We start from the raw sequence: 26,076 nt of genomic DNA, 5'->3' as shown, positions 1-26,076 counted from the left end.
ATGACGGGCGGTGCGTCAGCCTGGGTATTGCTGCGATAAGTCCGCCCGTTGCCGGAAAAACGCGGCACGCGGTGCAGCGTGCCGGAAACCGCATTAATGCCCTTTTTGCGCCATTTCCCAGGCCGCCGACAGATTTACCCGCTGCCAGAACTGCTGCTCGGGGGTGGCGCCGGACAGCGGGTAGCCCGCCGGCAGCGCGGTATTGACCATCAGCGCCCGACGCTGGGCCGCAGACAGCTGCGGCAGGGCAGCCTCCAGCAGCACTTCCGCCCCCTTCGGCACCTGCAGGCGCGGCTGCGGCCCCGTCTGCCGCGGCAGGTCGTAGGTCATGGTGAAACGAGTGAAATCACGCATCGCCGGATCGCGCCAGGGATCGTCTTTCACGCTGCTCTTCGCGCACTCGGCAAGCGATGTGCCGCAGGCTTTCGCCAGCGCGGCGCGCAGCTGATCGCGGGCTTCGTTAAATAATACCCGGTAGCGCGGATCGTTAAGATAATGGGCCACGTTGCGCTCGGCCACCATCCGCGAGCCGATCACATCCAGGGGATAGTGGACACCCAGCACGATGCGCGAATAGCCATAGCGTGCGCCGCGCGCCACCAGCGCGTCGTAGCGCTCCGGGATCATCGCCGCCAGCAGCAGCGCATCAGTATAGCCAGTGTTGGTGTGACCGCTGGGGAACGAGCCGCCGTCGGCGGTATAGGGCTGGTTATCCTTCACCACCACGTCGTCCGGCACCAGGTGAATGGTGTTGCCCTGCACCAGAAACGGCCGCGGATTGTTGTAGTGCTTTTTCGCCTCGCCGGTGCTGACCTCCGAGGCTTTGATCAGCGCCGCCGCTTTCCCCAGCGCGCCCTGGTCATAGGCGGTCAGAAACGCGTTGCCCAGCCGCGGCCCCAGCGCGTCGCTGAGGAAGTAGAGGTAGCTAATCCCTTCCGCATCGGCCAGCGCCTGACGGCGGGTGGTCTGTACGGCGTCGCGGTTAATGGCGGTCACCATCGCCAGATTCTGCTGCACGACGGTCTCCGGCAGGCTGCTGAACGCCGACAGCAGCGCAATGCCCGCCTGCTGATTGGCCCGGGTCTGGAAGTCATAGCCGCTGGCCTTCAGCCAGGCGGTATCGGCCTGGGTTTTGTTTTGTTTCGCGTGCGCCAGCCGATCGCGTGTCAGCGCGGCGGCATCCCCCTGCAGAGCGTGGCGCAGCTGCGCCAGCGCCTGTTGCTCAAGATCGTCATACGCCTGGCTGGAGGCAGCCGGCGTCACGCTATTGGCGAGGGCCGCCGCCCTGTTCAGCGGGATGTCTTTAGCCAGAACCGGTTGCGCCAGCAGCAGCGCCACGGCCAGCAGCGAGAGTTGATTTTTCATTATTTTTCCTTTTATTCAAACAATTACCTTGCCTGTATCCGACGCTAGCGCGGCCGTTTGACGCTTTTATGACAGCGTTATGTTTTGCAACGCTTTTGGCAGAAATGAAACAGCGCGGCGGCGCAGCGGTAATCTCGGCCGATCTGCGGTAAACTATCGGTTAACTTGTTTATTTCCCGGAATCTCTGCATCCATGCTCAGTTATCGCCACAGCTTTCACGCAGGCAACCACGCCGACGTCCTCAAACACACCGTTCAGAGCCTGATCATCGAAGCGCTGAAAGAGAAAGAAAAACCGTTTCTCTACCTGGACACCCACGCCGGCGCGGGCCGCTATCAGCTGAGCGGCGAGCACGCCGAGCGTACCGGCGAGTATCTTGAAGGCATCGCCCGGATCTGGCAGCAGGACGACCTGCCGGCAGAGCTTGAGCCCTATATTTCGGTGGTCGAACACTTCAACCGTAACGGCCAGCTGCGCTACTACCCGGGCTCCCCGCTGATCGCCCGCCAGCTGCTCCGCGAGCAGGACAGCCTGCAGATGACCGAGCTGCACCCGAGCGACTTCCCGCTGCTGCGCGCCGAGTTCCAGAAAGACAGCCGCGCGCGCGTCGATAAAGCCGATGGCTACCAGCAGCTGAAAGCTAAGCTGCCGCCGGTCTCGCGCCGCGGTCTGATTCTGATCGACCCGCCGTACGAAATTAAAACCGACTATCAGGCGGTGGTGACCGGGATTAACGAAGGCTATAAACGCTTCGCCACCGGCACCTACGCGCTGTGGTATCCGGTGGTGCTGCGCGCGCAAATAAAACGCATGATCAAAGATTTAGAAGCCACAGGTATCCGCAAAATTCTGCAAATCGAGCTGGCGGTGCGTCCGGACAGCGACCAGCGCGGCATGACCGCCTCCGGGATGATCGTCATCAACCCGCCGTGGAAGCTGGAGCAGCAGATGAACAATGTGCTGCCGTGGCTACACAGCAAGCTGGTGCCGGCCGGTACCGGTCACACGACCGTCAGCTGGATCGTGCCGGAGTAATCGCAACCATCGGTGGAACCTTTTACGCCTCGCGCTACAATCGCGGCAATCAACGATTAAGGACATATGGGCATGAGCAAACATTATGATTACCTCGCCATCGGCGGCGGTAGCGGCGGTATCGCCTCGATTAACCGTGCGGCCATGTACGGCCAGAAGTGCGCGCTGATTGAAGCCAAAGCGCTGGGCGGCACCTGCGTCAACGTCGGCTGCGTGCCGAAAAAAGTGATGTGGCATGCGGCGCAGATCCGCGAAGCCATTCATCTTTACGGCCCGGACTACGGTTTCGATACCACCATCAACCATTTCGACTGGGAGAAGCTGGTCGCCAGCCGCAGCGCCTATATCGACCGCATTCATACCTCCTACGACAACGTGCTGGGTAAGAATAACGTCGACGTGATCAAAGGGTTTGCGCGCTTTGTCGATGCCCACACCGTGGAAGTGAACGGCGAGACCATTACCGCCGATCATATCCTGATCGCCACCGGCGGCCGTCCGAGCCACCCGAACATTCCGGGCGTGGAATACGGTATTGATTCCGACGGTTTCTTCGAACTGCCGGCGCTGCCGAAGCGCGTGGCGGTGGTCGGCGCGGGCTACATCGCCGTTGAACTGGCGGGGGTGATTAACGGCCTCGGCGCTGAGACCCACCTGTTCGTGCGTAAGCACGCGCCGCTGCGCAGCTTCGATCCGCTGATCGTCGAAACGCTGGTGGAAGTGATGAACGCCGAAGGTCCGCAGCTGCATACCAACGCCATCCCGAAAGCGGTGGTGAAGCATGCCGACGGTAGCCTGACCCTTGAGCTGGAAGATGGCCGCAGCCAGACCGTTGACTGCCTGATCTGGGCGATTGGCCGCGAACCGGCGACCGATAACTTCAACCTGGCGGCTACCGGCGTGAAAACCGACGATAAAGGCTACATCATCGTCGATAAGTTCCAGAACACCAGCGTGCCGGGCATCTACGCCGTGGGCGATAACACTGGCGCCGTCGAACTGACCCCGGTGGCCGTGGCCGCAGGCCGTCGCCTCTCCGAACGCTTGTTTAACAACAAGCCGGAAGAGCATCTGGACTACAACAATATTCCGACCGTGGTCTTCAGCCACCCGCCTATCGGCACCGTCGGCTTAACCGAGCCGCAGGCGCGCGAGCAGTATGGCGACGACGCGGTGAAGGTCTACAAATCCTCCTTCACCGCGATGTACACCGCCGTCACCTCGCACCGCCAGCCGTGCCGCATGAAGCTGGTGTGCGTTGGCCCGGAAGAGAAGATTGTCGGCATCCACGGCATCGGCTTCGGAATGGATGAGATGCTGCAGGGCTTTGCGGTGGCGTTGAAGATGGGCGCTACCAAAAAAGACTTCGACAATACCGTCGCTATTCACCCGACGGCGGCAGAAGAGTTCGTCACCATGCGCTAACACGCGAGCGCCGGATGATAAAAAGAAGCCCTGAGGGGCTTCTTTTTTTATGCTCAGGCCACGCCGTTATTGCCATGGCGCATAAACGCCGGGCGCTGATTGAGCGCCATATACCAGCGCTCCACGGCCGGCATTTCCGGATGCGCAAAGGGCGTCATCTTCCAGCGATGCACCGACAGCCCCAGCACGATATCGGCCAGGGTGAAGCGCTCGCCGGCTATCCACGCCCCGGTACGCTGCAACTGCGCCTCGACAATGCGCACACAGTGGGTCCAGGTGGCAATGCTCTCTTTAATCGCCGCCGGATCCTGAAAGCGAGGATCTTTACGCACCAGCCCCATAAAGGCATGGCGCCAGGCATTATTGAACTCGGTCGCCTGCCAGTCCATCCAGTGCTCCACCTCGGCGGCGGGCTGCGGCTCAGCGGGCAGCAGATCCCAGCGCTCCGCTTTCCGCGCCAGATAGCGGCAGATGCTGTTCGACTCCCAGAGCACAAAGTCATCGTCCAGCAGCACCGGCACCAGGCTGTTAGGATTCAGGCGCTGAAATTCAGGGGTGTCCAGGGGCTTAAACCCGCTGCCGTAATCCTCCTGCTGGTACGCCAGCCCGATCTCCTCGCAGGTCCACAGCACTTTCCGTACATTGATTGAAGAGCGTTTGCCCAGAATTGTTAGCATCGTCAGCGATTCCTCAGCCATAAAAGACAGTTCATTCACTCTACTCTATTGCCAGCCAGCAACAAGGCAGAGCGCTGGATAATGTGTATAGTTGATTCCAGCCTGTTTGCCGAAAAGGAACCCGACATGTTGACCCCTTTTACCGTTTTGATGCCCGCCAATATTCGTTTTGGCCGCGGTCAGGCCCAGAGCGCCGCCCCCTGGCTGGCGCAGCAGGGTGGTCCCATTCTGCTGGTGCATGGTGCCAGCCCGCAGCGGGCGGCGTTTCTCCGCCAGCAGCTGGAGGCGCTGCAGCTTGCGGTCACGACGCTGGCGATAAGTCGCGAACCCTGGCTTAGCGATATTGAGCAGGGCGTCCAGCTGGCGCGCGAGAAAGGGATCAGGGCGGTGGTCAGCCTCGGCGGCGGCGCGGTGATTGACGCCGGTAAGGCGATTGCGGCGCTGGCGCCCGCCACCGGCCCGGTGATCGACTATCTGGAGGTGGTGGGAACGGGCCGTCAGCTGGAAGCCAGTCCCCTGCCGTTCGTGGCGATCCCCACCACCGCCGGGACGGGCGCGGAGGTTACCAAAAATGCGGTGATCAACGTTCCGGAACAGCAGCGGAAGGTGAGCCTGCGCGACGACCGGATGCTGCCTGACCTGGCGATTGTCGACCCGGCGCTAACCGACAACGCGCCGCGGAGTATCACCCTGAGCTCCGGCCTTGACGCCCTGACCCAGGTGATAGAGCCCTGGCTCTGCAGCCGGGCCACCCCTTTCACCGACGCCCTCTGTCAACAGGCGATCCCGCGGGGTATCCGCGCGCTGAAGGTTCTGATGGAAAAAGAGTGCCCGGCCAGCCGCGACGAGATGGCCTGGGTCAGCCTGTGCGGCGGACTGGCGCTGGCGAACGCCGGGCTGGGGGTGATCCATGGCCTCGCCGGCCCGCTGGGCGGCCTGAGCCGCGCCTCGCATGGTGCCCTGTGCGGCAGCCTGCTGCCGTTTGGGCTGGCGCTTAATGAGTCGCAGATAAACGACCCCGCCCTGCGCCAGCGCTTCAACGACGTTCGCCGCTGGCTGGCCGACGGGCTGGAGGTTCCGGCGGATCGGGTCTGGGACAGTCTGCGGGAATGGAGCCTTCGCGCCGGTCTCGGCACCCTGCGCGACCTCGGCGTGGCGCGCGACGCGCTGGAGCCGGCGGCGCTGGCCGCCAGCACCTCCTCATCGATGAAGGCCAATCCGGTCAGCCTGAGCAGCGAACAGATGCTGGAGATGCTGGAGGCGGCGTGGGAGTGAGCGCCCCGGGATAAAATTTTGTTGCATAATGAATGGTCCGAATTTTATCTTCGCCCAAGCGCGGACTTATTAATGATTTATCAAGGCGTTACTTAAAAATCACGGCGTCCCCTGCAGGCGGAAAAGCGTGATCTAACGCACAGTTTGCTTCACACTCACCGAAGCGACTGTCTACGCTTAAAAGACAAGGCCGGGTACGCCCGGCCGAGAACTCACGCTATCCGGAGGTCCGTATCGCTATGTTCAGCCAGAAATTACGCCACGTTGAAGACGACGAGTTAAGGATCGACATCGATCCCTGCTACGAAGCCGATCCGTACGAATTAAAGCTGGATGAGATGATTGACGCTGAACCGGAGCCTGAGGTGATCGAGGGGCTTCCGGCGTCTGACGCCCTCACCCCGGCGGATCGCTATCTTGAGCTGTTTACCAACGTGCAGAAATCACGCATTTTTGCCGACAGCAAAACGTTTCCCGACTGCGCGCCGAAGCACGACCCGCTGGACATCCTGCGGAACTACCGGAAGGTCAAACGTCAGCCCGATTTCGATCTACGGCAGTTCGTTGAGGACAACTTCTGGCTGCCGGAGAGCCAGACCGACGTTTACACCTCCGACCCCAACCTGACGCTGAAAGAGCACATCGATAAGCTGTGGCCGGTGCTGACCCGCGAGCCTCAGGATCATATCCCCTGGTCGTCGCTGCTGGCGCTGCCGCAGGCCTATATCGTCCCCGGCGGCCGCTTTAGCGAAACCTATTACTGGGACTCTTATTTCACCATGCTGGGGCTGGCGGAGAGCGGCCGGGAAGATCTGCTAAAATGCATGGCCGATAACTTCGCCTGGCTGATTGAAACCTACGGTCACATTCCGAACGGCAACCGCACCTACTACCTCAGCCGCTCGCAGCCACCGGTGTTCGCCCTGATGGTCGAACTTTTTGAAGAGGACGGCGTGCGCGGCGCGAAGCGCTATCTGGATCATCTGAAGATGGAGCACGCCTTCTGGATGGACGGCGCCGAGTCGCTGATCCCGCATCAGGCGTATCGGCACGTGGTGCGTATGCCGGATGGCTCCTTGCTCAATCGCTACTGGGACGATCGGGACACGCCGCGGGATGAATCGTGGCGCGAGGACGTGGAGACCGCCCGCCACTCGGGACGGCCGGCTAATGAAGTCTACCGCGATCTGCGGGCGGGCGCCGCGTCCGGCTGGGACTACTCCAGCCGCTGGCTGCGGGATATCACGCGGCTGGCCAGTATCCGTACCACGCAGTTTATCCCCATCGACCTGAACGCCTTCCTGTTCAAGCTGGAGACGACCATCGCCAACCTCTCCGGGCTGAAGGGCGATCGCGAGACGGAAGCAGCCTTTCGCCAGAAGGCTCAGGATCGGCGGGCGGCGGTTAACCGCTACCTGTGGGACGATGAGAACGGCTGTTTTCGCGATTATGACTGGCGCCGCGAACAGCTGGCGCTGTTTTCCGCCGCCAGCATTGTCACCCTTTACGTCGGCCTGGCGACCCACGAACAGGCGGAACGCCTTGCCGATGCGGTGCGGGCCCGCCTGCTCACCCCCGGAGGGATCATGGCCACCGAATACGAAAGCGGCGAGCAGTGGGATAAACCCAACGGCTGGGCGCCGCTGCAGTGGATGGCGGTGCAGGGATTTAAACGCTACGGTCAGGATCCGTTGGGAGATGAGATCGCCTGGAGCTGGCTGCAGACGGTCAACCACTTCTACAAGCAGCACCACAAGCTGATTGAGAAATACCACATCGCCACCGGCGTGCCGCATGAGGGCGGCGGCGGGGAGTATCCCCTGCAGGATGGCTTCGGCTGGACCAACGGCGTGGTGCGCCGGCTGATTGGCCTGTACGGTGAGCCAACCTAGTCGGGCTGTTCCCAGCGGCCTTCTCCTGCTATGTTCAGGAGATTCGCCCTGCCCGGAATGACGCTTATGCCTGAACTTCTGACGCCGCGCCTGCGCTGCTCACCGCTGCAGCTGGACGACTGGTCGTTTTTTCTTTCCCTGCAGCAGGATCCGCAGGTCATGCTCTACGTGGCCGACCCCCGGCCGCAGGCGGCCATCCGCGAGGCGTTCGATTCGCGGCTGCCGCCGTGGACGCCCGGGGATGCACACTGGCTGTGCCTGGTGGTGCGCGACAGGCTGACCCATACCCCGCTCGGCCTCACCGGTTACCTACATCATCAGCGCGACATAGCCGAGGTCGGCTTTCTCTTCGCCCCGGCGGCGCAGGGCCGGGGCTACGGCTACGAATCGCTGCGCGCGCTGTGCGACTACGCCTTCACCACCGGCGGCGTCCGCCGCCTGACCGCCACCGTCACCGCCGGCAACGAGGCGTCTAAGCAGTTACTGCTCAAAGCCGGGTTCCGGCTGGAGGGGGAGCTGCGGGAGAACTACTGGCTCAACGGACGCTGGCACAACGACTGGCTGTTCGGTCGGCTGCGCGCGGAGGGCGATGCGCCCTAGCGCGCCGCCGCTCACGGTCTGATGACAGCGGGGTTCAGAGGAACATCCCTCCCGAGACTTCCACACGCTGCGCGTTCATCCACGCCAGCTCATCGCTGAGCAGGGCGGCGATGGCGTCGCCGATATCATCCGGTAGCCCGACGCGCCCCAGCGCGGTCTGGGCGGCGATATGCCGATTCACCTCGGCGTTATCACGCACCTCCCCGCCGCCAAAATCGGTCTCAATGGCCCCCGGCGCGATGATGTTCACCGATATCCCCCGTCCGCCCAGCTCTTTCGCCTGATAGCGGGTCAGGACCTCCATCGCCCCCTTCATCGCGGCGTAGGCCGCATAGCCCGGCAGGGCAAAGCGCGCCAGGCCGCTGGAGACATTAAGGATCCGCCCCCCGTCCTGCAGGAGGGGCAGCAGCCGCTGGGTCAGAAAAAACGGCCCTTTGAACTGGATGTTCATCAGCTCGTCAAACTGCGCTTCACTGGTCTCGGCGAAGGGGACGTTGAGGCCGATCCCAGCGTTGTTCAGTAAATAATCAAAGGTAGTGCGTCCCCACTTCTGCGCCAGAACCTGCGCCACCTCGCTGGCAAAGGCGTCGAATGTTGAGGAATCGCCGACGTTCAGCGCCAATGCTGCCGCCTTGACCCCTTTTTGCTCAATCTCCGCCACCACATCGAGAGCCGCCTGGCGGTTGCTGTGATAGGTCAGAAGAATGTCGGTTCCCTTCGCCGCCAGCTTCAACGCGGCGTTTTTACCCAGGCCACGGCTGCCGCCGGTCACTAAAGCGATACGTTGTGTCATCAGAAGACCCCTTTCAGGTTGCGTTGTGATTGTGTTCTAGCTTATTAACTGCCAGTAAAACAATAAATACGCTACATTACGTTTTACTGTTTCATTCACAACAACAATAGGCCATCGGCATGGATAAAATTCATGCAATGCAGTTATTCATTCGCGTAGCGGATCTGGAGAGCTTCTCCCGCGCCGCCGAGACCCTGGCGCTGCCGAAAGGCAGCGTCTCGCGGCAGATTCAGGCCCTGGAAAGCCATCTTGGCGTGCGGCTCCTGCACCGTACCACCCGTCGGGTTCAGCTCACCCAGGATGGGATGGTCTACTACGAGCGGGCGAAGGATCTGCTGAGCAATCTCGACGAACTGGACGGGATGTTCCAGCACGATCCGGCGAGCATCAGCGGCCGGCTGCGGGTGGATATGCCGGTCGGTTTTGCCAAAAAGCTGGTGATCCCGCATCTGCCGACTTTTTTGCAGCAGTATCCGGGCATCGAACTGGAGCTGAGCAGCAGCGACCGGCTGGTGGACGTGATCCGCGAGGGGTTTGACTGCGTGGTGCGCGTCGGCGCGCTCAAAGACTCCGGGCTTATCGCCCGCCCGCTGGGCAAGCTGACGCAAATTAACTGCGCCAGCCCGGACTACCTGGCCCGTTTTGGCTACCCGCAATCCCTGGAGGATCTGGCGGATCATGCCCTGATCCACTACGCCAGCACTCTCGGGGTCCGTCCTTCCGGCTTCGAGGTGGTGATCGACGGCGCCGTGCGCTGGGTAAAAAGCGGCGGCATATTGACGGTCAACAGCACGGAAACCTATCAGGCGGCCTGTATCGCCGGGCTGGGAATTATTCAGGTGCCGCGCACCGGCGTGCGCGAGGCGTTACGCGCCGGCGAACTGATCGAGATCCTGCCCCAGTACCGCGCTGAGCCGCTGCCGGTCTCGCTTATCTACCCGCACCGGCGCAATCTCTCCCGCCGCGTGCATCTGTTTATGGAGTGGCTGGGCGGGCTGATGAAAGATTACGTCGATTGATCCGCGCGGAGGGTGAACGGGGGGCGGGCAGATGCGTTCCTGCAGGATACGGCATTTAAGGTATACTTTTTGCTGAATCTCGCGGTAAAAAAGGAAGAAATTACGTATGACGCCGGAAAACGACGATCGACGCCCACCACAGGAACCGGACACGCAGCCGGAGAAAAGCAAAAGCCCCCTCGACGCCCTCAATGACACGGCCGTCGGCCAAAAAGCCAGCCAGGCGCTGAAGACCGTCACCGGAACGGCGGCTAAAGTGCAGCGCAACCCGGTGATCGCCCACCTGCTACGCGCCGCAGAGCGCTTCAACGACCGGCTGGGAAATCAGTTCGGCGCGGCCATCACCTATTTCTCGTTCCTGTCGATGATCCCGATCCTGATGGTCTCATTTGCCGCCGCCGGCTTCGTTCTGGCCTGGCATCCGACCCTGCTGCAGGACATTTTCGACAAAATTCTGCAAAACGTCAGCGACCCGACGCTGGCGGCGACGCTGAAAAACACCATCAACACCGCGGTGCAGCAGCGCACCGCCGTCGGTGTGGTCGGCCTGCTGGTGGCGCTCTATTCCGGTATTAACTGGATGGGCAACCTGCGCGAAGCGATCCGCGCTCAGTCACGCGACGTCTGGGAGCGCCGGCCGCAGGACGAGGAGAAAATCTGGATAAAATACTTCCGCGATCTTATCTCGCTGATCGGTCTGCTGGTGGCGCTGATTATTACGCTGTCGATCACCTCTGTCGCCGGTTCCGCCCAGCAGTTGATTATCTCCGCGCTGTATCTGGACAATATTGAATGGCTGAAACCCGCCTGGCGGCTGATCGGTCTCGCCATCTCTATTTTTGCCAACTATCTGCTCTTTTTCTGGATCTTCTGGCGGCTGCCGCGCCATCGTCCGCGGCGCAAGGCCCTGTTTCGCGGCACGCTTATCGCGGCGATTGGCTTTGAAATCATCAAAATCGTCATGACCTGGACGCTGCCGGCGCTGGTGAAATCCCCCTCCGGGGCGGCGTTCGGATCGGTGCTCGGGCTGATGGCCTTTTTCTATTTCTTTGCCCGCCTGACGCTGTTCTGCGCTGCGTGGATCGCCACCGCGGAGTATAAAGACGACCGACGGATGCCGGGCAAAACCCACCGCTGACGTATTGCGAGGATGAATAAAAGAGGCAAAATTCATCCTCGCGCTTGATTTCAGCAGATAAATCCAGCGCGTAACTTTTATTTAACGAAAAACTGGTTTTATTCTCTATCCTTTTAATTGTGTGAAGCATTTCATAGAACTATTTTTTCTGGCGTAAAAATTATCCGCTTTTTGCCGCTTTTTTGCTCATTCTCCTCGTTTGTTACAGATTGAAATGTCCCTGTGGCTGTGGCTATATGGCTTTTCGTTCGCGCAAAAATAAGAAAGATCTATGCAAGCCACAGCCACCACACTCGAAAACACGCAGGAAACCGCCCCGGTCAACTCACGCAATAAAGTCGTTGTCGCCTCGCTCATTGGCACCGCCATTGAGTTTTTCGACTTCTACATTTATGCCACTGCCGCGGTCATCGTCTTCCCGCATATCTTCTTCCCGCAGGGCGATGCCGCCGCGGCCACCCTGCAATCGCTGGCCACCTTCGCCATCGCCTTCGTCGCCCGGCCAATCGGCTCCGCGCTGTTTGGCCACTTCGGCGATCGCGTCGGCCGCAAGGTTACCCTGGTGGCTTCGCTGTTAACCATGGGGATCTCCACCGTGGTGATCGGCCTGCTGCCCGGCTATGAAAGCATTGGCATTGTCGCGCCGATGCTGCTGGCGCTGGCGCGCTTCGGTCAGGGACTTGGCCTCGGAGGGGAATGGGGCGGCGCAGCGCTGCTAGCTACGGAAAACGCCCCGGCGCGCAAGCGCGCCCTGTACGGCTCCTTCCCGCAGCTGGGCGCGCCGATCGGCTTCTTCTTCGCCAACGGCACCTTCCTGCTGCTTTCCTGGCTGTTAACCGATCAGCAGTTTATGGAGTGGGGCTGGCGTGTGCCGTTTATCTTCTCCGCGGTGCTGGTGATCATCGGTCTTTATGTTCGCGTTTCGCTGCATGAGACCCCGGTCTTCGCCAAAGTGGCGGCGGCGAAAAAACAGGTCAAAATCCCGCTGGGTACCCTGTTGACCAAACACGTTCGCGTGACGGTGCTGGGCACCTTCATCATGCTGGCAACCTATACCCTGTTCTACATCATGACCGTCTACTCGATGACCTTCAGCACCGGCGCGGCGCCGAATGGCCTGGGCCTGCCGCGTAACGAAGTGCTGTGGATGCTGATGATGGCGGTGATTGGCTTTGGCGTGATGGTGCCGATCGCCGGCCTGCTGGCGGATGCCTTTGGTCGTCGTAAGAGCATGATTATCATCACCACGATGATTATTTTGTTCGCCCTGTTCGCCTTTAAACCGCTGCTGGGCTCCGGCAATCCGCTGCTGGTCTTCGCCTTCCTGCTGCTGGGCTTAAGCCTGATGGGACTGACCTTTGGCCCGATGGGCGCGCTGCTGCCGGAGCTGTTCCCGACGGAAGTGCGTTACACCGGGGCATCGTTCTCCTATAACGTGTCGTCGATCCTCGGCGCCTCGGTGGCGCCGTACATTGCCGCCTGGCTGCAGGGCAACTATGGCCTCGCGGCGGTCGGCACCTATCTGGCGGCGATGGCGGCGCTGACGCTGATCGCCCTGCTGCTGACCCACGAGACCCGCCACCAGTCGTTATGATCCTTCGCCCTGACGCCGCTGGCGTCAGGGCGCTCTCCTACTTTTTCATCTGCGACAAAATGGTCCGGCACTGGTTGCTATCGCCCTCCGCCGGAGAAACCAGCGCCAGCAGCGCGGCAGCCGGGGTCACCAGGGTGGCCAGCGCCGCCGCTACCGCGCCGCGGACAATCAGCGGCCCGGCCTTCACCCCCGCCTGCGGCGATTTAAAGGTGCCGCGAACATACAGCGGGGAACGCAGGGTGATCACCCGGAAGCCTTTGCTTTCCGGATCGATGGTCAGGTCCAGCTGCTCGGAGGCGAAGCTGGCGGTCCCGGTCACATTGATCAGCGCGTTTTCCGTATCGAAGGCAAAAATCTGCGGCCGGGCGACGCCGTTGGTCACGTCGATATTGGCCGCCGCGCAGTTCACCCGAACCTCCTCATCGCCAAAAATCTGGCCGATCAGGTAGTTGCCAACGTTAAGGCCGAGAATTTCCATCAGGTTGCGACTGATCAGGCCGTCGTTCATCAGCAGCTTCAGGTTGCCGTTGCTGTTGCCGAGCAGGGCCGCCACCGAGTTGCCGCTGCCGCGCAGCTGAACGTCGCCATTCATCTCGCCGAGGGTTTTCTGCATCATCTCGACGTTCGGCATCAGCGCCTTCAGCTTCAGGCGCCGCGCCTGCAGATTAGCCTCACCCTGCAGCGGCTTTTTATCGCCCTGCAGGTGCACGCTGCCGGCAATCGACCCGTTGGCCAGGCCAAAACGCACCGGCTGCAGGCGCAGGTCGCCATCCTCCAGGATCACGTGGGTCGCCAGATCGCTGATCGGCAGCGTGCCGCCGTGCTCAATTCTCCGGCCCTTAAAGCGCACATCGGCATCCATCACCTGCCATTTATCGGTTTCAAAGCGGTCCGCCGGCAACACTTTACCCGCCGGCTGCGGTCGGTCGCCCGCCTGGCGCGCTGCGCTTTTCTTCGTCCTTTTGCCGGAGTCGACGCCGATTAACGGCCCGAGATCCGCCAGCCGCAGCTGCTTCGACTCCATGTCGCCGCTGAGCTTCGGTCGCGGTTTGCCAGTGGTATAGGTCAGGGAGCCATGAATGTCGCTATCGCCGATCCGGCCGTTAAAATCCTGATAGTCAAAGCGCATGCGGTTTTTCTGCTTAAAGTCGGCGCGCAAGTGGCCGTCGGTGGAGAACGACGGCGTCTCCGGCAGCAGCACGCCGGTCAGGTCGTAGAGGTCGCGCAGCGAATCGCCGGCGAATTTCAGCCGCAGGTCAATGCCACCGACGTTGAGCGGGTCGCTGACCGTGCCGCTAAACGCCACCCGCGTATTGCCGGAGCGGAAGTCGCCCTGCAGCGGGAAAGGCGTGCTTGCGCTGCGCAGGGCCAGCATGCCGCCGATTTTACCGTTGCCGGTGACCGGCTGCCCCTTGTAGCGGCCCTTCAGCGAAAGACCAAAGACGTAGTCGCCTGGTTTCGCCGCGCTCTGCCGATCCTGCGTGCCGGTGACTTCGCTGAACGGCAGCGGTTTGCCGAGAGGATCGACGAGGATGGTGATATCGCTGCGGGTGATCTTGTCATCGATAGCGATAGTCCCGCGGTCGAAAAGAATATTATCGAGGCGGAAAGACCAGCTGGAGGGGGCGCTGTCCCCCGCGGCACGCCGATCGCCAGCCAGCTGAAAGGTCCAGTTATTGTTGTCTTCCGCCAGGCGGATCAGCCGCACGTCGGGCCGTTCCAGCTTGATCCACGGCAGATACACCGTTTTGCTCAGCAGCGCCAGCGGGGCGAGGGTCGCCTCCACCCGCGGCAGGTGGATCATGGTCACCTGGGGAATGGCCGGCGGATTGCCCAGCACGATATCCTCCGCGTGCACATGGGGCCACGGGATCCAGCTGCGCCAGCCGCGCTCCTCTGGCTGACGCTCCCAGACCACGCCGAGATCGCCGCGGATGGCGAACGGGCGGTTCAGCTCGGCAGACACTTTCTGATTGATCGTCGGCTTCAGCCGGTTCCAGTCAAAGGTGGCCAGCACGATAAAGAAGAGAACGATCAGCAACAGTATCGTTCCTGTGATGATTACCAACGTTTTACGGGTTCTGCTCATCCCTACTCCGCTCCTTTTGCATCACGTCAGTCCTGAATATAGTCAAAAAGCGGCGTTTCTCCTGGAAATGCGCTTTTCGTCACATTACGCGCGTCAGGTCAAAAAAATAATGGAACGATGTTTTAATATGATTGACCAGCAAAACAGCGCAGCGCACACTAGCGCTTATATCGATTCCATTGCAGGTTCTGGCTATGTCTAAAAAAATTGCCGTCATTGGCGAATGCATGATTGAGCTGTCAGAGAAGAACGGGGCCGTTAACCGCGGCTTTGGCGGCGATACCTTAAACACTTCGGTCTATATCGCGCGGCAGACAGATGCCAGCGCGCTGAGCGTCCACTACGTCACCGCGCTGGGAACCGATGCGTTCAGCCAGCAGATGCTCGACAGCTGGCAGCAGGAAAACGTCAACATCAATCTTATCCAGCGGATGGCCGACCGCCTGCCGGGGCTGTATTACATTGAAACCGATGACGCCGGCGAGCGCACCTTCTACTACTGGCGCAACGAGGCGGCGGCAAAATTCTGGCTGGAGAGCGATCGCGCAGCGGCGATTTGCGAAGAGCTGGCCACTTTCGACTATCTCTATCTGAGCGGTATCAGCCTCGCCATTCTCAGCCCGGTCAGTCGTGCAACGTTGTTCACGCTGCTGCGTGAGTGCCGCGCCAACGGCGGCAAGGTGATCTTCGACAACAACTATCGCCCGCGCCTGTGGGCCAGCCAGGCGGAGACGCAGCAGGTTTATCAGGAGATGCTCGCCTGCACCGATATCGCGTTTCTGACCCTCGACGATGAAGACGCGCTGTGGGGGGAAAAACCGGTCGCCGAGGTGATCGCCCGCACCCACGCCGCCGGCGTGGAAGAGGTGGTGGTGAAGCGCGGAGCGGATGCCTGCCTGGTCTCGGTTAGCGGGCAACCGCTGCGGGAAGTGCCGGCCGTCAAGCTGGCCAAAGAGAAGGTGGTGGATACCACCGCCGCCGGCGACTCCTTCAGCGCCGGCTATCTGGCCGTTCGCCTGACCGGCGGCGATGCTGAATCCGCCGCCAGACGCGGACATCTGACCGCCAGCACGGTGATCCAGTATCGCGGGGCGATCATCCCGCGGGAAGCGATGCCGCAATAATCCTCACCTGTAAGCGCTCTCCGGCCGCCGCTGGCGCGCCGGAGAGGCGTCAGGTTACTGCCCCGACGGGATGTCGCTGGCCTCGCTGTGGGCGTCAACCGTATCGGCGCTGCCGCTGGTCGCTGCGGCCGCCGGACTCGCCGGACTCGGCGCCATCAGTTTTTCCCACGTGGCCTGCAGCTCCTTCATGTTGTATTCCGGTTCGCCTTTCGGCTGCTGTAACACCAGCGCCATATCCTGAGAGAGTTGCTGACGCAGGTACTGGTTCAGCATGTCCACCGTCAGGGAGTTGAGGAACTCCTGACGCAGCTTCTGGTACTGCTCCGGCGCGATATCCACCACCTGATTTTGCAGGGAGCGCATGCGCTGGCTCATCAGAATGTCGGTATCGGTGCGCGCATAGGTGGCAAACAGCTTCTGCAGCTCGAGGCTTTTCTGGGCGATAAGCGCGTCAAACTCCTCCTGCGGCAGGCCGTTGTCGCGCACTTTCGCCAATTCGCGCGAAACCACGCTCAGATTGTTATTCAGGCGCTCGCCCGGCGATTCGATATTGATGGCGCACTGCGCGCGCTGATAGAGCACCCGGCAGTCGAAACCAAGCCCAATATCCTTGACGTTATTTTTGCTCAGGCTCTGCTGCACGTGCCAGAACAGCGCTTCGCGGGCGAGGTCGTCGCGCCAGTAGCGCTGCAGCGCTGCGGAATCGCGGATCGGCTGCCAGGGGGCGTCCCACATGATGGACAGTTTGTCCTGGCGCACGGCGCTGGTCATGATGCTGACCGGCACGGTGGGCAGCGGCGATAAGGTCGGCACCGCCGCCGGCGTTTCCCGCTTCCCCTTCAGATCGCCAAAGGTCTTGCTGATTTGCTCAGCGACGCTGCGGCTGTCGACGTTACCCACCACGATCAGCGTCATGGCGTCAGGGGTGTACCATTTTTGATAAAAGTCTTTCAGCTGCGCCACGTCGATCGGCTGCTTCAGCGGCGCGGCGGGATCGTGGCCCAGCATGGTGGAGCCCTTCAGGCGATAGCGCCACCAGCCCTCTTTGGTATCCAGCGGCCAGGTCGCCACCATGTCGCTGCCCTGCAGCGCGTGATTGATCGATTCAGGCGTAATGGTCAGTTTACCGCTGGCGTCCGCCAGCCAGCTCAGCGCCTCTTTCAGCAGATCGTTGCGGTTATTCGGCAGGCTGAGATTAAACATCGTGTAATCGTAGGAGACGATGGCCGGCGGCAGAGGACGCTTCGGGTCAATACTCTGCTGCCACAGCGAGCGCGCCTGCATCGTCGGCAGGCTGCCGCTTTGCGTCAACGCCAGACGGGGAATAAAACGGCTGAAACCGCTCTGCTGAGTGCTTTCGCTCAGCGAGCCAATATTCACGGACAGACGGACTTCGATACGGTCGCTGGGACGCTGCGGCGTGGCCAGCACCTGCCACGACAACCCATTCGCTAAGGTCCCTTGTTGCCAGGCCGGATCAGGCTGGAGCGCTTCTGCCTGCACATAACCGGCCGCCGCTACCATCAGCAAACCGCCCGTTAAGAGTTTAATTGTTGTGCCCTGCATGTGAACCCCTGATGAACATTCCTGGTTACAACAGCATCCCACTGACGGGCTGCCGAAAAAAGTGAGAGTGAAATACGTCGGTTAGACCACACGGAGACGAAAATGTCGCATGACAACGTAAAATAATCATTTCGTGTCATTCCCGCCGGGCGGAAATGACCTCTAATTATGCGCAGGAGCCCGTACTCCAGCAAGGGAGTACGGGCCTAAGAGGAGGATTTAAGAGGATAATTCGTGCGTTTTGTTCGCGGGAACACGGTTATTCAGCACATCATCCATCTGTTTGGCATCGAGTTCTTTCACCCATTTTGCCACCACCACCGTGGCGACGCCGTTACCGACCAGGTTAGTCAAAGCGCGGGCTTCGGACATAAAGCGGTCAATACCGAGGATCAGCGCCAGGCCAGCGACCGGTAAATGCCCAACCGCCGAGATGGTCGCCGCCAGCACGATGAAGCCGCTGCCGGTCACTCCCGCCGCCCCTTTCGAGGAGAGCAGCAGCACCACCAGCAGGGTGATTTGATGGAAAATATCCATATGGCTGTTGGTCGCCTGGGCGATAAACACCGCCGCCATCGTCAGATAGATAGAGGTGCCGTCGAGGTTAAACGAATAGCCGGTCGGGATCACCAGGCCCACCACCGACTTACGACAGCCGAGCTTCTCCATCTTGTCGAGCATGCGCGGCAGCGCCGATTCGGATGAGGAGGTCCCCAGCACGATCAGCAGCTCTTCACGGATATAGCGGATAAATTTAAAGATGCTGAAGCCGGTGGCCCGGGCGATGCTCCCCAGCACCAGCACCACGAACAGGATACAGGTGATATAGAAGCAGATGATCAGCTGCCCCAGCTGCACCAGGGTGCCGACGCCATATTTACCGATGGTGAAGGCCATGGCCCCGAAGGCGCCGATCGGCGCCAGGCGCATGATCATATTGATGATGCCGAAGATGACCTGCGAGAAGCTTTCAATGACGTTGAAAATCAGCTGGCCCTTGCTGCCCAGACGATGCAGGGCAAAGCCAAACAGAACGGCGAACAGCAGAACCTGCAGGATGTTGCCGCTGGCGAAGGCGCCAATGACGCTGCCCGGGATCACATCCAGTAAAAAGGCCACCACCCCCTGGTCTTTCGCCTGCTCAGCGTACACCGCCACCGCTTTCGCATCGAGCGTCGACGGGTCGACGTTCATCCCGGCCCCCGGCTGCACCACGTTGACGATAATCAGACCGATAATCAGCGCGATGGTGCTGACCACTTCGAAATAGAGTAGCGCTACCGCCCCGGTACGGCCAACGGCTTTCATGCTCTCCATCCCGGCGATCCCCGTCACGACGGTACAGAAGATAACCGGAGCAATCACCATTTTAATCAGCTTAACGAAGGCGTCGCCGAAGGGTTTCATTTGCGCGCCCAGTTCCGGGTAAAAATGGCCCAGCAGAATACCGATCGCTATGGCCGTCAGAACCTGGACATAGAGGCTTTTAAAGATAGAGGTTTTCATAGGGTGTCCTTTGGGAATAACCACAGAGCAAGAAGGGATATTTGACGTCTGTGGCTTAAAAATAACACCCTGGAAACATTTCAGAAATAACTAACGCCGAAAGTGCAACGCAATTGTTAAAATCTTTGAGCTGACTCGCACAAGTCAACAAAACATTTACAAATTTGCATCCTCCCGGACCGGGGAGAGATAGCGCGCGCTGAACGCCTCCTGCGGTAAAGCGCAACCGAACAGATGGCCCTGGAGCACCTCGACGCCGGCGGCTTGCAACCAGCGGTACTGGGCCTCGTTCTCCACCCCTTCCGCCACGATACGTAGCGACAGGCCGCGCGCGAGCTGGATCATCGCCGGCACCATGCTGACATCCTCCGGCAGCATATCGATGAATACCTTATCGATTTTCAGGATATCAACCGGCAGGGCCTTCATCTGCTGCAGCTGGTGCAACCCGGCGTAACCCATGCCAAAATCATCCAGCGCAATACGTACCCCGGCCTCGCGCAGAGGCCGCAACCGCGCCATCACGTCCTGCGGATCGTCCATCCGGCAGCTCTCCGTCACCTCGAGGATTAAGGTCCCCGGCGCGATGCGGTAGCGGGCGATCAGCTTCAGCATCTCCTCGCCGCGATCGTGCTCCAGCAGCTGAAGCAGCGAAACATTGACCGACAGCGGCAGCATAATCCCCTGGCTTTGCCAGGCAGCCAGCTGGCGGCAGGCCTCTTCCATCACCCAGTAGCCGACCGGGATAATCAGCCCGCAGGACTCAATGCGTTCAATCAGCGCCGGCGGTAGCGACCAGCTGCCATCCGCCTGCCGCTGACGCAGCAGCACCTCGGCGCCGCAGATCTCGCCGCTGGCGCAGGCCACCTGCGGCTGCAGCCAGATAGCGAACTGCTGGTTGTCGAGGGCGGTCATTATATCGTGCTCTTCCATCAAGCGACGCTGAGCCTTTTCCATCTGCTCGGGATCGAAGAACTCAATCTGGTTTTTACCTTTGCGTCTTGCGGTGACGGCGGCTGACACCGCGCGCCGGTAAAACTGTTCGGCGCTGAGGCCGGGGTGGAACATAGCGATCCCGACGCTGGCGTAGGGTCGCAGCTGCAGACCATGCAGCGGCAAACGTTCATTAATAATAGTGAGCACTTGCTTACTTAACGTCACCGCCTGCCAGGATTCGGCGAGGCCATCGGCGAGAATGGCGAAGTCATAGCCGCTCACCTGAGCCAGCACCATCTGCGGCGGGATCGCGGCGCGCAGCTTCTCCACCAGCGTCAGGAGCAGCATTTCGCGCTGGCTCTCCTTGAGCACGCCGGCGGCGTCCTGCAGGGTTTCACAGGCGACGACGATCAGCGCGGCGCTCTGCGGGCGGGCCACCGTCTGCTCCAGCATCGCCAGCAAAAAGGCTTTATTCGGCAGCTCGGAGACCGGGAAGCGGGTCGACTGGATGGACAGCTCATCATGCTGGCGCACCAGGCTCTGCTGGTTGCGGTTATAGCTGCGCACCAGCATGCCGATCTCGTCGTCATGGTGCAGGCGCGGGAGGGTCAGCTGATGCCCAAGACGCTCCTGCTGGGAGAGATCGTTCAGCTCGCGGGCGATACGCCGCAGAGGGCGAACCATCAGCCGGTTGATGCACCAGGTGAGCGCCACCGTCAACATCAGCACCAGAAGTAAGTAAGCAGTCACTAACGTGGCAAGGGCGCTCATGACGAATTTATACATGCGATAGGAATCGGCCTGCAGCACCAGATAGGCCAGCGGCTGCGGGTTGGCCGGCCGCTCCAGCGAATAAATGGGCAGCGAAATCTGCACCGGCAGCTCAAACAGCCGGGTGATGGTCACCGGCACCGACCGCTCGGGGATAAACCGCATCCGTAACGCCTGGAACTGGTTGGGCAAGACCACATCCGCCCGGCTGACGATGCCAGCAGGCTGGATACGGCTTAAAATAGCTTCCGCTTCCGGAATATCGGCTTTCAGAATAGCCGCCGACAGCGGTTCGCGAACGGATCGCGCGATACTTTCTAACTGCGTGGCCGTGGTAAAGCGACTCTGTTGCACAAAGTGAAACAGCAAAATAGTGCAAAAAACCAATACAAAGGCCATGGACACGCTCGCGACCATCGCCATCTGTTTGATTGTAAGTGAACGGCTGACGCGCAACGGTGTTCTCCACTGATACTGAATGCATACCCGGTATCAATCCTTCAATCCCGGTCGTTTCAGGCTGATTATATACTCAAATCCTTCGCCCACGCCCGCGAGGGATGAAGTGACGGGATATTTCCACGCGGTGACGCAGACGCCGGAGAGACCTCCCCGGCGGCCGACGGTGGGCAACGCCTCACGAGTATACGCGAAGCGCGCCGTGGAGTGGCGCTCTGTGACGTAATTCAGCCTATTCTGCTACCAGTCGGCGTAAGGCACCAGCGGCTGGGGCGGCATATCCAGATCCCCCTGCCAGCCTGCCGCCGAGTAGCGGACGTAAAGCAGCGCATGGCTTGGGGTATAATCCTTCGCCTGCTGAATATCGACCGCGGCGCCAACGAACCAGTTGCTGGTCACCCGCCGCTCCACCAGCGCTCTGGCGGTGTAACCGAATCCCTGGCTGCTGCTGCCCTGCTCCGTCAGTTCGCTGGCGCGCTGCCGGTAGTCGGACGGGATCAGGTTCAGCAGCGGATAGCGGGCCTGCGTTTGGGTACGCGAATGGGACCATGACACCGACCCGCCGAGTTCCCAGGACCAGTTCTCCGTGCGCTGACGCCAGGTCACCGGCACGGCGAAAGAGAGGTACTCCTGCGGGCTGTAATAGCCGCCCTGGCCGAGGGTGTAGCCGCTGAGATCTTTGTCGTAGTGCCAGATCATATTGTTGAGACCGACGGTGACGCGACGATTATTCTCGTTAATCACCTTGTAGTAGTAGCCGGTCATCCAGCGCACGCGCCAGTTATCCGCCACGTTTTTACCGGTCAACGAGTCGGCCCCCAGCGAGGACCAGATCCCGTGCGCTTCGCCCCGGTCATAGCTGAGGCTCACACCGCCGCCGTCGGCGCGGACACCGCCCCAGGTGGTGCCGGTATGGCTGTTGCTGTCTTTCTGCCCGCCGAAGGAGAGCAGCGAGCTGGAGATGGGCCGCCGGTGGACGTTGACCGTGTACCCCACTGGCCCGACGTCGCTGCTGTAGCTCAGGCCGCCGACCACATCGACGACATTGAAGCCCATCGGCGTGGTGCCGATATCCCCGCTCCAGGTGTCGTTCTGCCAGCCGACCGCCACGCTGGCCCCGCTGTCGGTCTGATTTTTACTGCCGCTGGTGCAGGCGATCTCCCCACAGGTGCCCCAACTGGGCGAGTAGCTCCCGTCACTGTGGGTGGAAAAGCTGCCGGCATCCATATTGACCAGGTCGGTGCGGAAGAACATCCGGCCATCCGCTAGCGGGGCATCCACCTGCAGCATGGTGGTATGCGCCTTCAGATCGGAATAGCCGCCGGTGCCGCTGGATCCCCAGAAGTCATGTTCCAGGGTGACGTTCAGATCCTGCTGGCGATAAAGATCGGCGGCATCGCTGCGGATCCCGCGCTTCAGCCAGTCATCCCGGCTGTCGTTGCGCGTCAGCCGGGTAAAGGTATCGTTATCCTGCGGCTGCGCGGGGGTGATGCCGGAAGCCACCATCGCCTCCCGGTAGTGGGTCAGCGCCTGCTGCGGCTCCCCGTTCCGGGTGGCAAAGCGCGCGGCATCGCGCAGCACCAGCGCGCTCTCCATCGAGGGCGGCTGCGCCTTCGCCTGCGGCACAATCTGGTTAAAAATCCGTTGGGCGTCAGCGGTATCGCCAAGGCCAGCTCGCGCCAGGGCGACCCGCCGCTGCATATTCATGGATTCGGCCTCTGCGCCTTTCAGCTGCATGACCTGCGCCCGGGCGGCCGGTTTATCCCCCTCGGCCAGGTAGACTTCCGCAAGGCCGAGGCGCGCATCGCCGTTGTCGGCTTCCTGACGCAGCACCCGCTGATAGTCGGCAATCGCCGTCTGGTTGTCGCCGCGCTGCTGCGCCCAGTCGGCCAGCGTCAGGTTATAGCGTACCGAGGCCGGCTGCTGTTTGATGAGGGCGATCGCCTGCGCTTCCTCGCCGCTGTCGCGCAATTGGTTCGCCTGGCGCAGCACCCGGTCGCTTTGCAGACGCGCCTCCAGTTCACGGATGTTATCCGTCCACGCGCTGCGCGGCAGGGTGGCGATTTGCGCCAGCGCCAGATCGTCCTGGTCGTTCCCCGACAGGTACAGCCCCGAGGCGTATATCCGTTCAGCATCCTGCGGCTGGCGGTTGACCATCGCCCGCATCAGCGCATCGGCTTGCTGGCGTTCGCCGGCGCTGACCAGATCCCGCGCCAGACGATAGGTGATCCACACGCTGTCCGGATCGAGCGCCAGGCGCCGACGCTGGACTTCCGCCGCCTGCGCCCAGTTGCCCTGGCTCTCCAGGGCCTGCGCCTGTTTCTCCAGCCGGTCGTTGGTCAGGCTGCGCTCGATATCATCAATACTGCGCCGCTGGGCAGCAGGAAGGCCGGCGATCCAGGCGCTGGCTTTCTCGGGCGATTCGGCGCGATAGAGGTTGGCCAGGCCGCGCACCGCCAGGTTATTGCCGCGATCCAGGCGCAACGCCTGCTGATAATAGCGCTCCGCCGCCGCCGACTCTTTGCGCGCCGCCGCGACGTCGCCCAGCCCCAGCACGGCATAGCTGTCGGTCCGATCGACCCGCTGCGCCTGGGCATAATAATTCTGCGCCTGCGCAAGCTGACCGGCCTTCAGGGCGTTATCCCCCTGCTTGATCAGCAGCCAGTAGCGGTTGGTTTGCAGCAGGCTGTCCCATTTGCCGCGATTCGGGCTGTCGGGATCCATGGCAATCGCTTTATTGAGCTGGGCCACCGCCCGCGCGCGGTCGCCGCGCTGGGAATAGGCCTGGCCGAGGGCGCCCACCGCATCGCTGTCGCGGCTGTCGGCCTGAACGGCTTTCTGCAGATCCGCCACCGCCTGCGAGGTATTTCCGGATTTGACCGCCGCCAGCCCTTCCGAGCGGGCGCGGAACGTCGGATCCTGCAGCTGCGCCTGCTGCTGGTCGAGCAGGACGCGGGCGTTCGCCGCCACCGAGCCGGTAGGAAACTGCAGCAGGAATTGCTGCAACGCCTGCACGCTGGCCTTGCTCACCGGCATGCTTTTCACCTCGCTGTACCACATATCGGCGGCGATACCGCGTCCTGAGGCCGAGCGGGCCATTTCCGCCAGATAGGCGAACCCTTCCTGCGGTTTGTTATCGGCAAACATCTGCTTCGCCAGCGCCGTGAGCAGGCTGACGTTGCCCGGCGCGCTGGCGTTCAGTTTTTTCAGCTGGCTGACGCCTTCGCTATGACGGGCCGGCAGGCGCGCCACCAGCGTCCAGTATTCAATCGCGGCATCAACATCATCCGGCACGCCGCCGAACAGCTTTTCGTAGGCGGCGATGGCTTCATCGACCTTCCCGGCCACGCCCAGCAGTCGCGCCTGCTGCAGCGCCTGACGACCCTCGCCGGTGTTGCTTTTCATCTCATTGCGCGACGCCTTCAGCTCCGGGGAGTCCGGCGCCAGCTTCGTCAGTCGCTCCAGCTCTTTTTGCGCCCCGGCGGCATCCCCCTGGCGCAGCAGATAGCGCATCCGCGCGGCAATCAGGTCCGGGTTGTTGGGGTCAATCAGCTCCAGACGGTACAGCGACTGGCGCACCAGGTCTTCACGATTGCTGGCCTCGCCGAGGCGCACCTGCTCCAGCAGATGTTCCTGGGCGGGCGTCGTCGCCGCCTGCGCTAACGGCAGCAGCGCAACGCCGAGGGACAGCGTGAGTAAACTTAGTGAGAGCTTGCGCATTCCTGGTTCCAGTCAGGTTGTAATTCGCCACCCGCAGTGAAACGAAAACGGTGTTGATCCCAACCCTGGCCAAACAGCGTCAGGACCGCGCTGTAGTAGGCATCCGCGCCGGGATAGTTATCGGCGACGCGCTGCCGTTGCACCGACCGGGCCTCGTCGTTCTGTAAAAACGGCAGCATCACCGCGGAAAAGCCCACCGGCCCCTGGCCGCTGGTTTTGCCAGTGGCGATATTCACTTTCTCCGGCGGTACCCCCTGCTCCGCGGTCTGCGCCGCCATCGGCGCAAAGCGGGCCAGCAGACGCGCTTTCTGCTTATCGCCGTCATGAAGCATGCCCACCCACAGGTAGACGCGAATCGCGTCATAGCTGCCGATCGGCGGCTTCTCCGTTTTCAGCTGCCAGCCTTTCCCTTTCTCATAGCGCACCCAGTCCGGGGCAAAGCCTTTCGGTGCGGTCTCCAGCAGCAGACGCAGGTTAGTATCGCGCAGGGCAGGCCACGGCGCGCCAAAACGCACAAAATAGGTGGCCAGCTGCGGTGGAAGATAGCTGGGGTTAAACCGCCAGCCGCTGTCATCGGCAAAACCGACTTTTCCCGGCAGCAGCATCGTGCCAAGGCCCGGCACCGCCACCGTCTCTTCATCGACAATCCGCGCCAGCAGCGCTTTCCCGGTCTCGGTGTACTGCGGCTGCTGCCACAGGCGCCCCGCCTCCAGCAGCGCCCAGGCTATCCACAGATCTGAGTCGGATGCCGAATTGCTGTCCAGCAGCGTCCACTGCTCGTCGTCCTTTTTCCCCCACAGCCAGCCCGGCAGATGCTGCCGCAGGTCGCCCTCCGCCAGGTTGTTCTGCGTCCAGGTCAGCAGCTTGTCGAACCCCGCGCGATCGTTGGCCGCCAGGGCAAAGAACAGGCCATAGCTCTGTCCTTCGGAAGTGGAAATTTTGCGCGCATCGCTGGGGTCGATCACCCGCCCCTCGGGGCTGACGTAGGCTTGCTTAAACTGCTCCCAGGCGGGCCACTGGCAGGCGGCGCTCGCCTGGCCCGCCGCCAGCACCAGCGCGGAGAGCACCGCGCCGCAAAGTACTTTCATCAT

At 61.4% G+C, this 26,076-nt stretch carries 18 protein-coding genes; 9 read left to right on the top strand and 9 right to left on the bottom strand.

Annotated elements, in window-relative coordinates; translation table 11 throughout:
* Nucleotides 1–93: 93 nt before the first annotated feature.
* A complete protein-coding gene (locus ABLV64_RS20585) occupies nucleotides 94–1,365 on the bottom strand; it encodes a phosphatase PAP2 family protein (protein WP_064183538.1) in 1,272 nt (423 codons plus the stop codon).
* A gap of 193 nt (nucleotides 1,366–1,558) precedes the next feature.
* Here ABLV64_RS20585 and ABLV64_RS20580 point away from each other — a divergent pair, with 193 nt between their 5' ends.
* Nucleotides 1,559–2,401: a 23S rRNA (adenine(2030)-N(6))-methyltransferase RlmJ gene (locus ABLV64_RS20580; protein WP_004204945.1), complete on the top strand. Its 843-nt coding sequence runs from the start codon at nucleotides 1,559–1,561 to the stop codon at nucleotides 2,399–2,401.
* A gap of 72 nt (nucleotides 2,402–2,473) precedes the next feature.
* Nucleotides 2,474–3,826 carry a glutathione-disulfide reductase gene (gene gorA / locus ABLV64_RS20575; RefSeq protein ID WP_023319289.1) on the top strand — a complete coding sequence of 451 codons (1,353 nt, stop codon included), beginning with the start codon at nucleotides 2,474–2,476 and terminating at the stop codon, nucleotides 3,824–3,826.
* 53 nt (nucleotides 3,827–3,879) lie between these two features.
* Here gorA and ABLV64_RS20570 read toward each other — a convergent pair whose 3' ends face one another.
* A complete protein-coding gene (locus ABLV64_RS20570) occupies nucleotides 3,880–4,503 on the bottom strand; it encodes a glutathione S-transferase (RefSeq protein WP_023319290.1) in 624 nt (207 codons plus the stop codon).
* A gap of 126 nt (nucleotides 4,504–4,629) precedes the next feature.
* On the opposite strand from ABLV64_RS20570, the gene ABLV64_RS20565 reads away from it, so the two are divergent.
* The 3 genes from ABLV64_RS20565 (at nucleotide 4,630) to ABLV64_RS20555 (ending at nucleotide 8,270) form a co-directional block, all read left to right on the top strand.
* Nucleotides 4,630–5,778, top strand: a complete 1,149-nt coding sequence (locus ABLV64_RS20565) for an iron-containing alcohol dehydrogenase (RefSeq protein WP_348842971.1) — start codon at nucleotides 4,630–4,632, stop codon at nucleotides 5,776–5,778.
* Nucleotides 5,779–6,017: 239 nt separating this feature from the next.
* A complete protein-coding gene (locus tag ABLV64_RS20560) occupies nucleotides 6,018–7,670 on the top strand; it encodes an alpha,alpha-trehalase (RefSeq protein ID WP_017899998.1) in 1,653 nt (550 codons plus the stop codon).
* 66 nt (nucleotides 7,671–7,736) lie between these two features.
* Nucleotides 7,737–8,270 (top strand): GNAT family protein, encoded by a 534-nt coding sequence (locus tag ABLV64_RS20555; protein WP_017899999.1) that lies wholly within the window; start codon nucleotides 7,737–7,739, stop codon nucleotides 8,268–8,270.
* 34 nt (nucleotides 8,271–8,304) lie between these two features.
* Here the strand turns inward: ABLV64_RS20555 and ABLV64_RS20550 are convergent, their stop codons facing one another.
* On the bottom strand, nucleotides 8,305–9,063 hold the full coding sequence (locus ABLV64_RS20550; RefSeq protein WP_017900000.1) for an SDR family oxidoreductase: 759 nt from the start codon (nucleotides 9,061–9,063) through the stop codon (nucleotides 8,305–8,307).
* 119 nt (nucleotides 9,064–9,182) lie between these two features.
* Between ABLV64_RS20550 and ABLV64_RS20545 the strand changes: the two genes are divergently transcribed.
* From ABLV64_RS20545 to ABLV64_RS20535, 3 genes are all read left to right on the top strand, one after another.
* A complete protein-coding gene (locus tag ABLV64_RS20545; RefSeq protein ID WP_004204959.1) occupies nucleotides 9,183–10,082 on the top strand; it encodes a LysR family transcriptional regulator in 900 nt (299 codons plus the stop codon).
* A gap of 106 nt (nucleotides 10,083–10,188) precedes the next feature.
* A complete protein-coding gene (yhjD, locus tag ABLV64_RS20540; protein ID WP_004204960.1) occupies nucleotides 10,189–11,220 on the top strand; it encodes an inner membrane protein YhjD in 1,032 nt (343 codons plus the stop codon).
* A 271-nt stretch (nucleotides 11,221–11,491) separates the two neighbouring features.
* Nucleotides 11,492–12,814, top strand: coding sequence for an MFS transporter (locus ABLV64_RS20535; RefSeq protein ID WP_017900001.1), 1,323 nt, complete (start codon nucleotides 11,492–11,494; stop codon nucleotides 12,812–12,814).
* Nucleotides 12,815–12,851: 37 nt separating this feature from the next.
* Here ABLV64_RS20535 and ABLV64_RS20530 read toward each other — a convergent pair whose 3' ends face one another.
* Nucleotides 12,852–14,903 carry an AsmA family protein gene (locus ABLV64_RS20530; RefSeq protein ID WP_032456706.1) on the bottom strand — a complete coding sequence of 684 codons (2,052 nt, stop codon included), beginning with the start codon at nucleotides 14,901–14,903 and terminating at the stop codon, nucleotides 12,852–12,854.
* Nucleotides 14,904–15,097: 194 nt separating this feature from the next.
* On the opposite strand from ABLV64_RS20530, the gene ABLV64_RS20525 reads away from it, so the two are divergent.
* Nucleotides 15,098–16,027 (top strand): sugar kinase, encoded by a 930-nt coding sequence (locus ABLV64_RS20525; RefSeq protein WP_032456707.1) that lies wholly within the window; start codon nucleotides 15,098–15,100, stop codon nucleotides 16,025–16,027.
* A gap of 54 nt (nucleotides 16,028–16,081) precedes the next feature.
* Here ABLV64_RS20525 and ABLV64_RS20520 read toward each other — a convergent pair whose 3' ends face one another.
* From ABLV64_RS20520 to bcsZ, 5 genes are all read right to left on the bottom strand, one after another.
* Nucleotides 16,082–17,593 (bottom strand): pitrilysin family protein, encoded by a 1,512-nt coding sequence (locus ABLV64_RS20520; protein WP_004204964.1) that lies wholly within the window; start codon nucleotides 17,591–17,593, stop codon nucleotides 16,082–16,084.
* A gap of 219 nt (nucleotides 17,594–17,812) precedes the next feature.
* Entirely contained in the window at nucleotides 17,813–19,099 is a 1,287-nt protein-coding gene (locus tag ABLV64_RS20515; protein WP_004204966.1) for a dicarboxylate/amino acid:cation symporter, read from the bottom strand.
* Between the two features lie 156 nt (nucleotides 19,100–19,255).
* Nucleotides 19,256–21,262, bottom strand: a complete 2,007-nt coding sequence (hmsP, locus tag ABLV64_RS20510) for a biofilm formation regulator HmsP (RefSeq protein WP_017900004.1) — start codon at nucleotides 21,260–21,262, stop codon at nucleotides 19,256–19,258.
* 243 nt (nucleotides 21,263–21,505) lie between these two features.
* Nucleotides 21,506–24,985 (bottom strand): cellulose synthase complex outer membrane protein BcsC, encoded by a 3,480-nt coding sequence (bcsC, locus tag ABLV64_RS20505; RefSeq protein WP_060656600.1) that lies wholly within the window; start codon nucleotides 24,983–24,985, stop codon nucleotides 21,506–21,508.
* The gene (bcsZ, locus tag ABLV64_RS20500) at nucleotides 24,967–26,076 is read right to left on the bottom strand and encodes a cellulose synthase complex periplasmic endoglucanase BcsZ (RefSeq protein ID WP_065697474.1); all 1,110 of its coding nucleotides are present in this window, start codon (nucleotides 26,074–26,076) and stop codon (nucleotides 24,967–24,969) included. The genes bcsC and bcsZ overlap by 19 nt, the downstream gene beginning before the upstream one ends.

It is taken from the genome of Klebsiella sp. JB_Kp031, from assembly GCF_040064295.1.
Classification (GTDB): Bacteria; Pseudomonadota; Gammaproteobacteria; order Enterobacterales; family Enterobacteriaceae; genus Klebsiella; species Klebsiella quasipneumoniae.
This window is presented reverse-complemented; position numbering and strand designations above follow the sequence as displayed.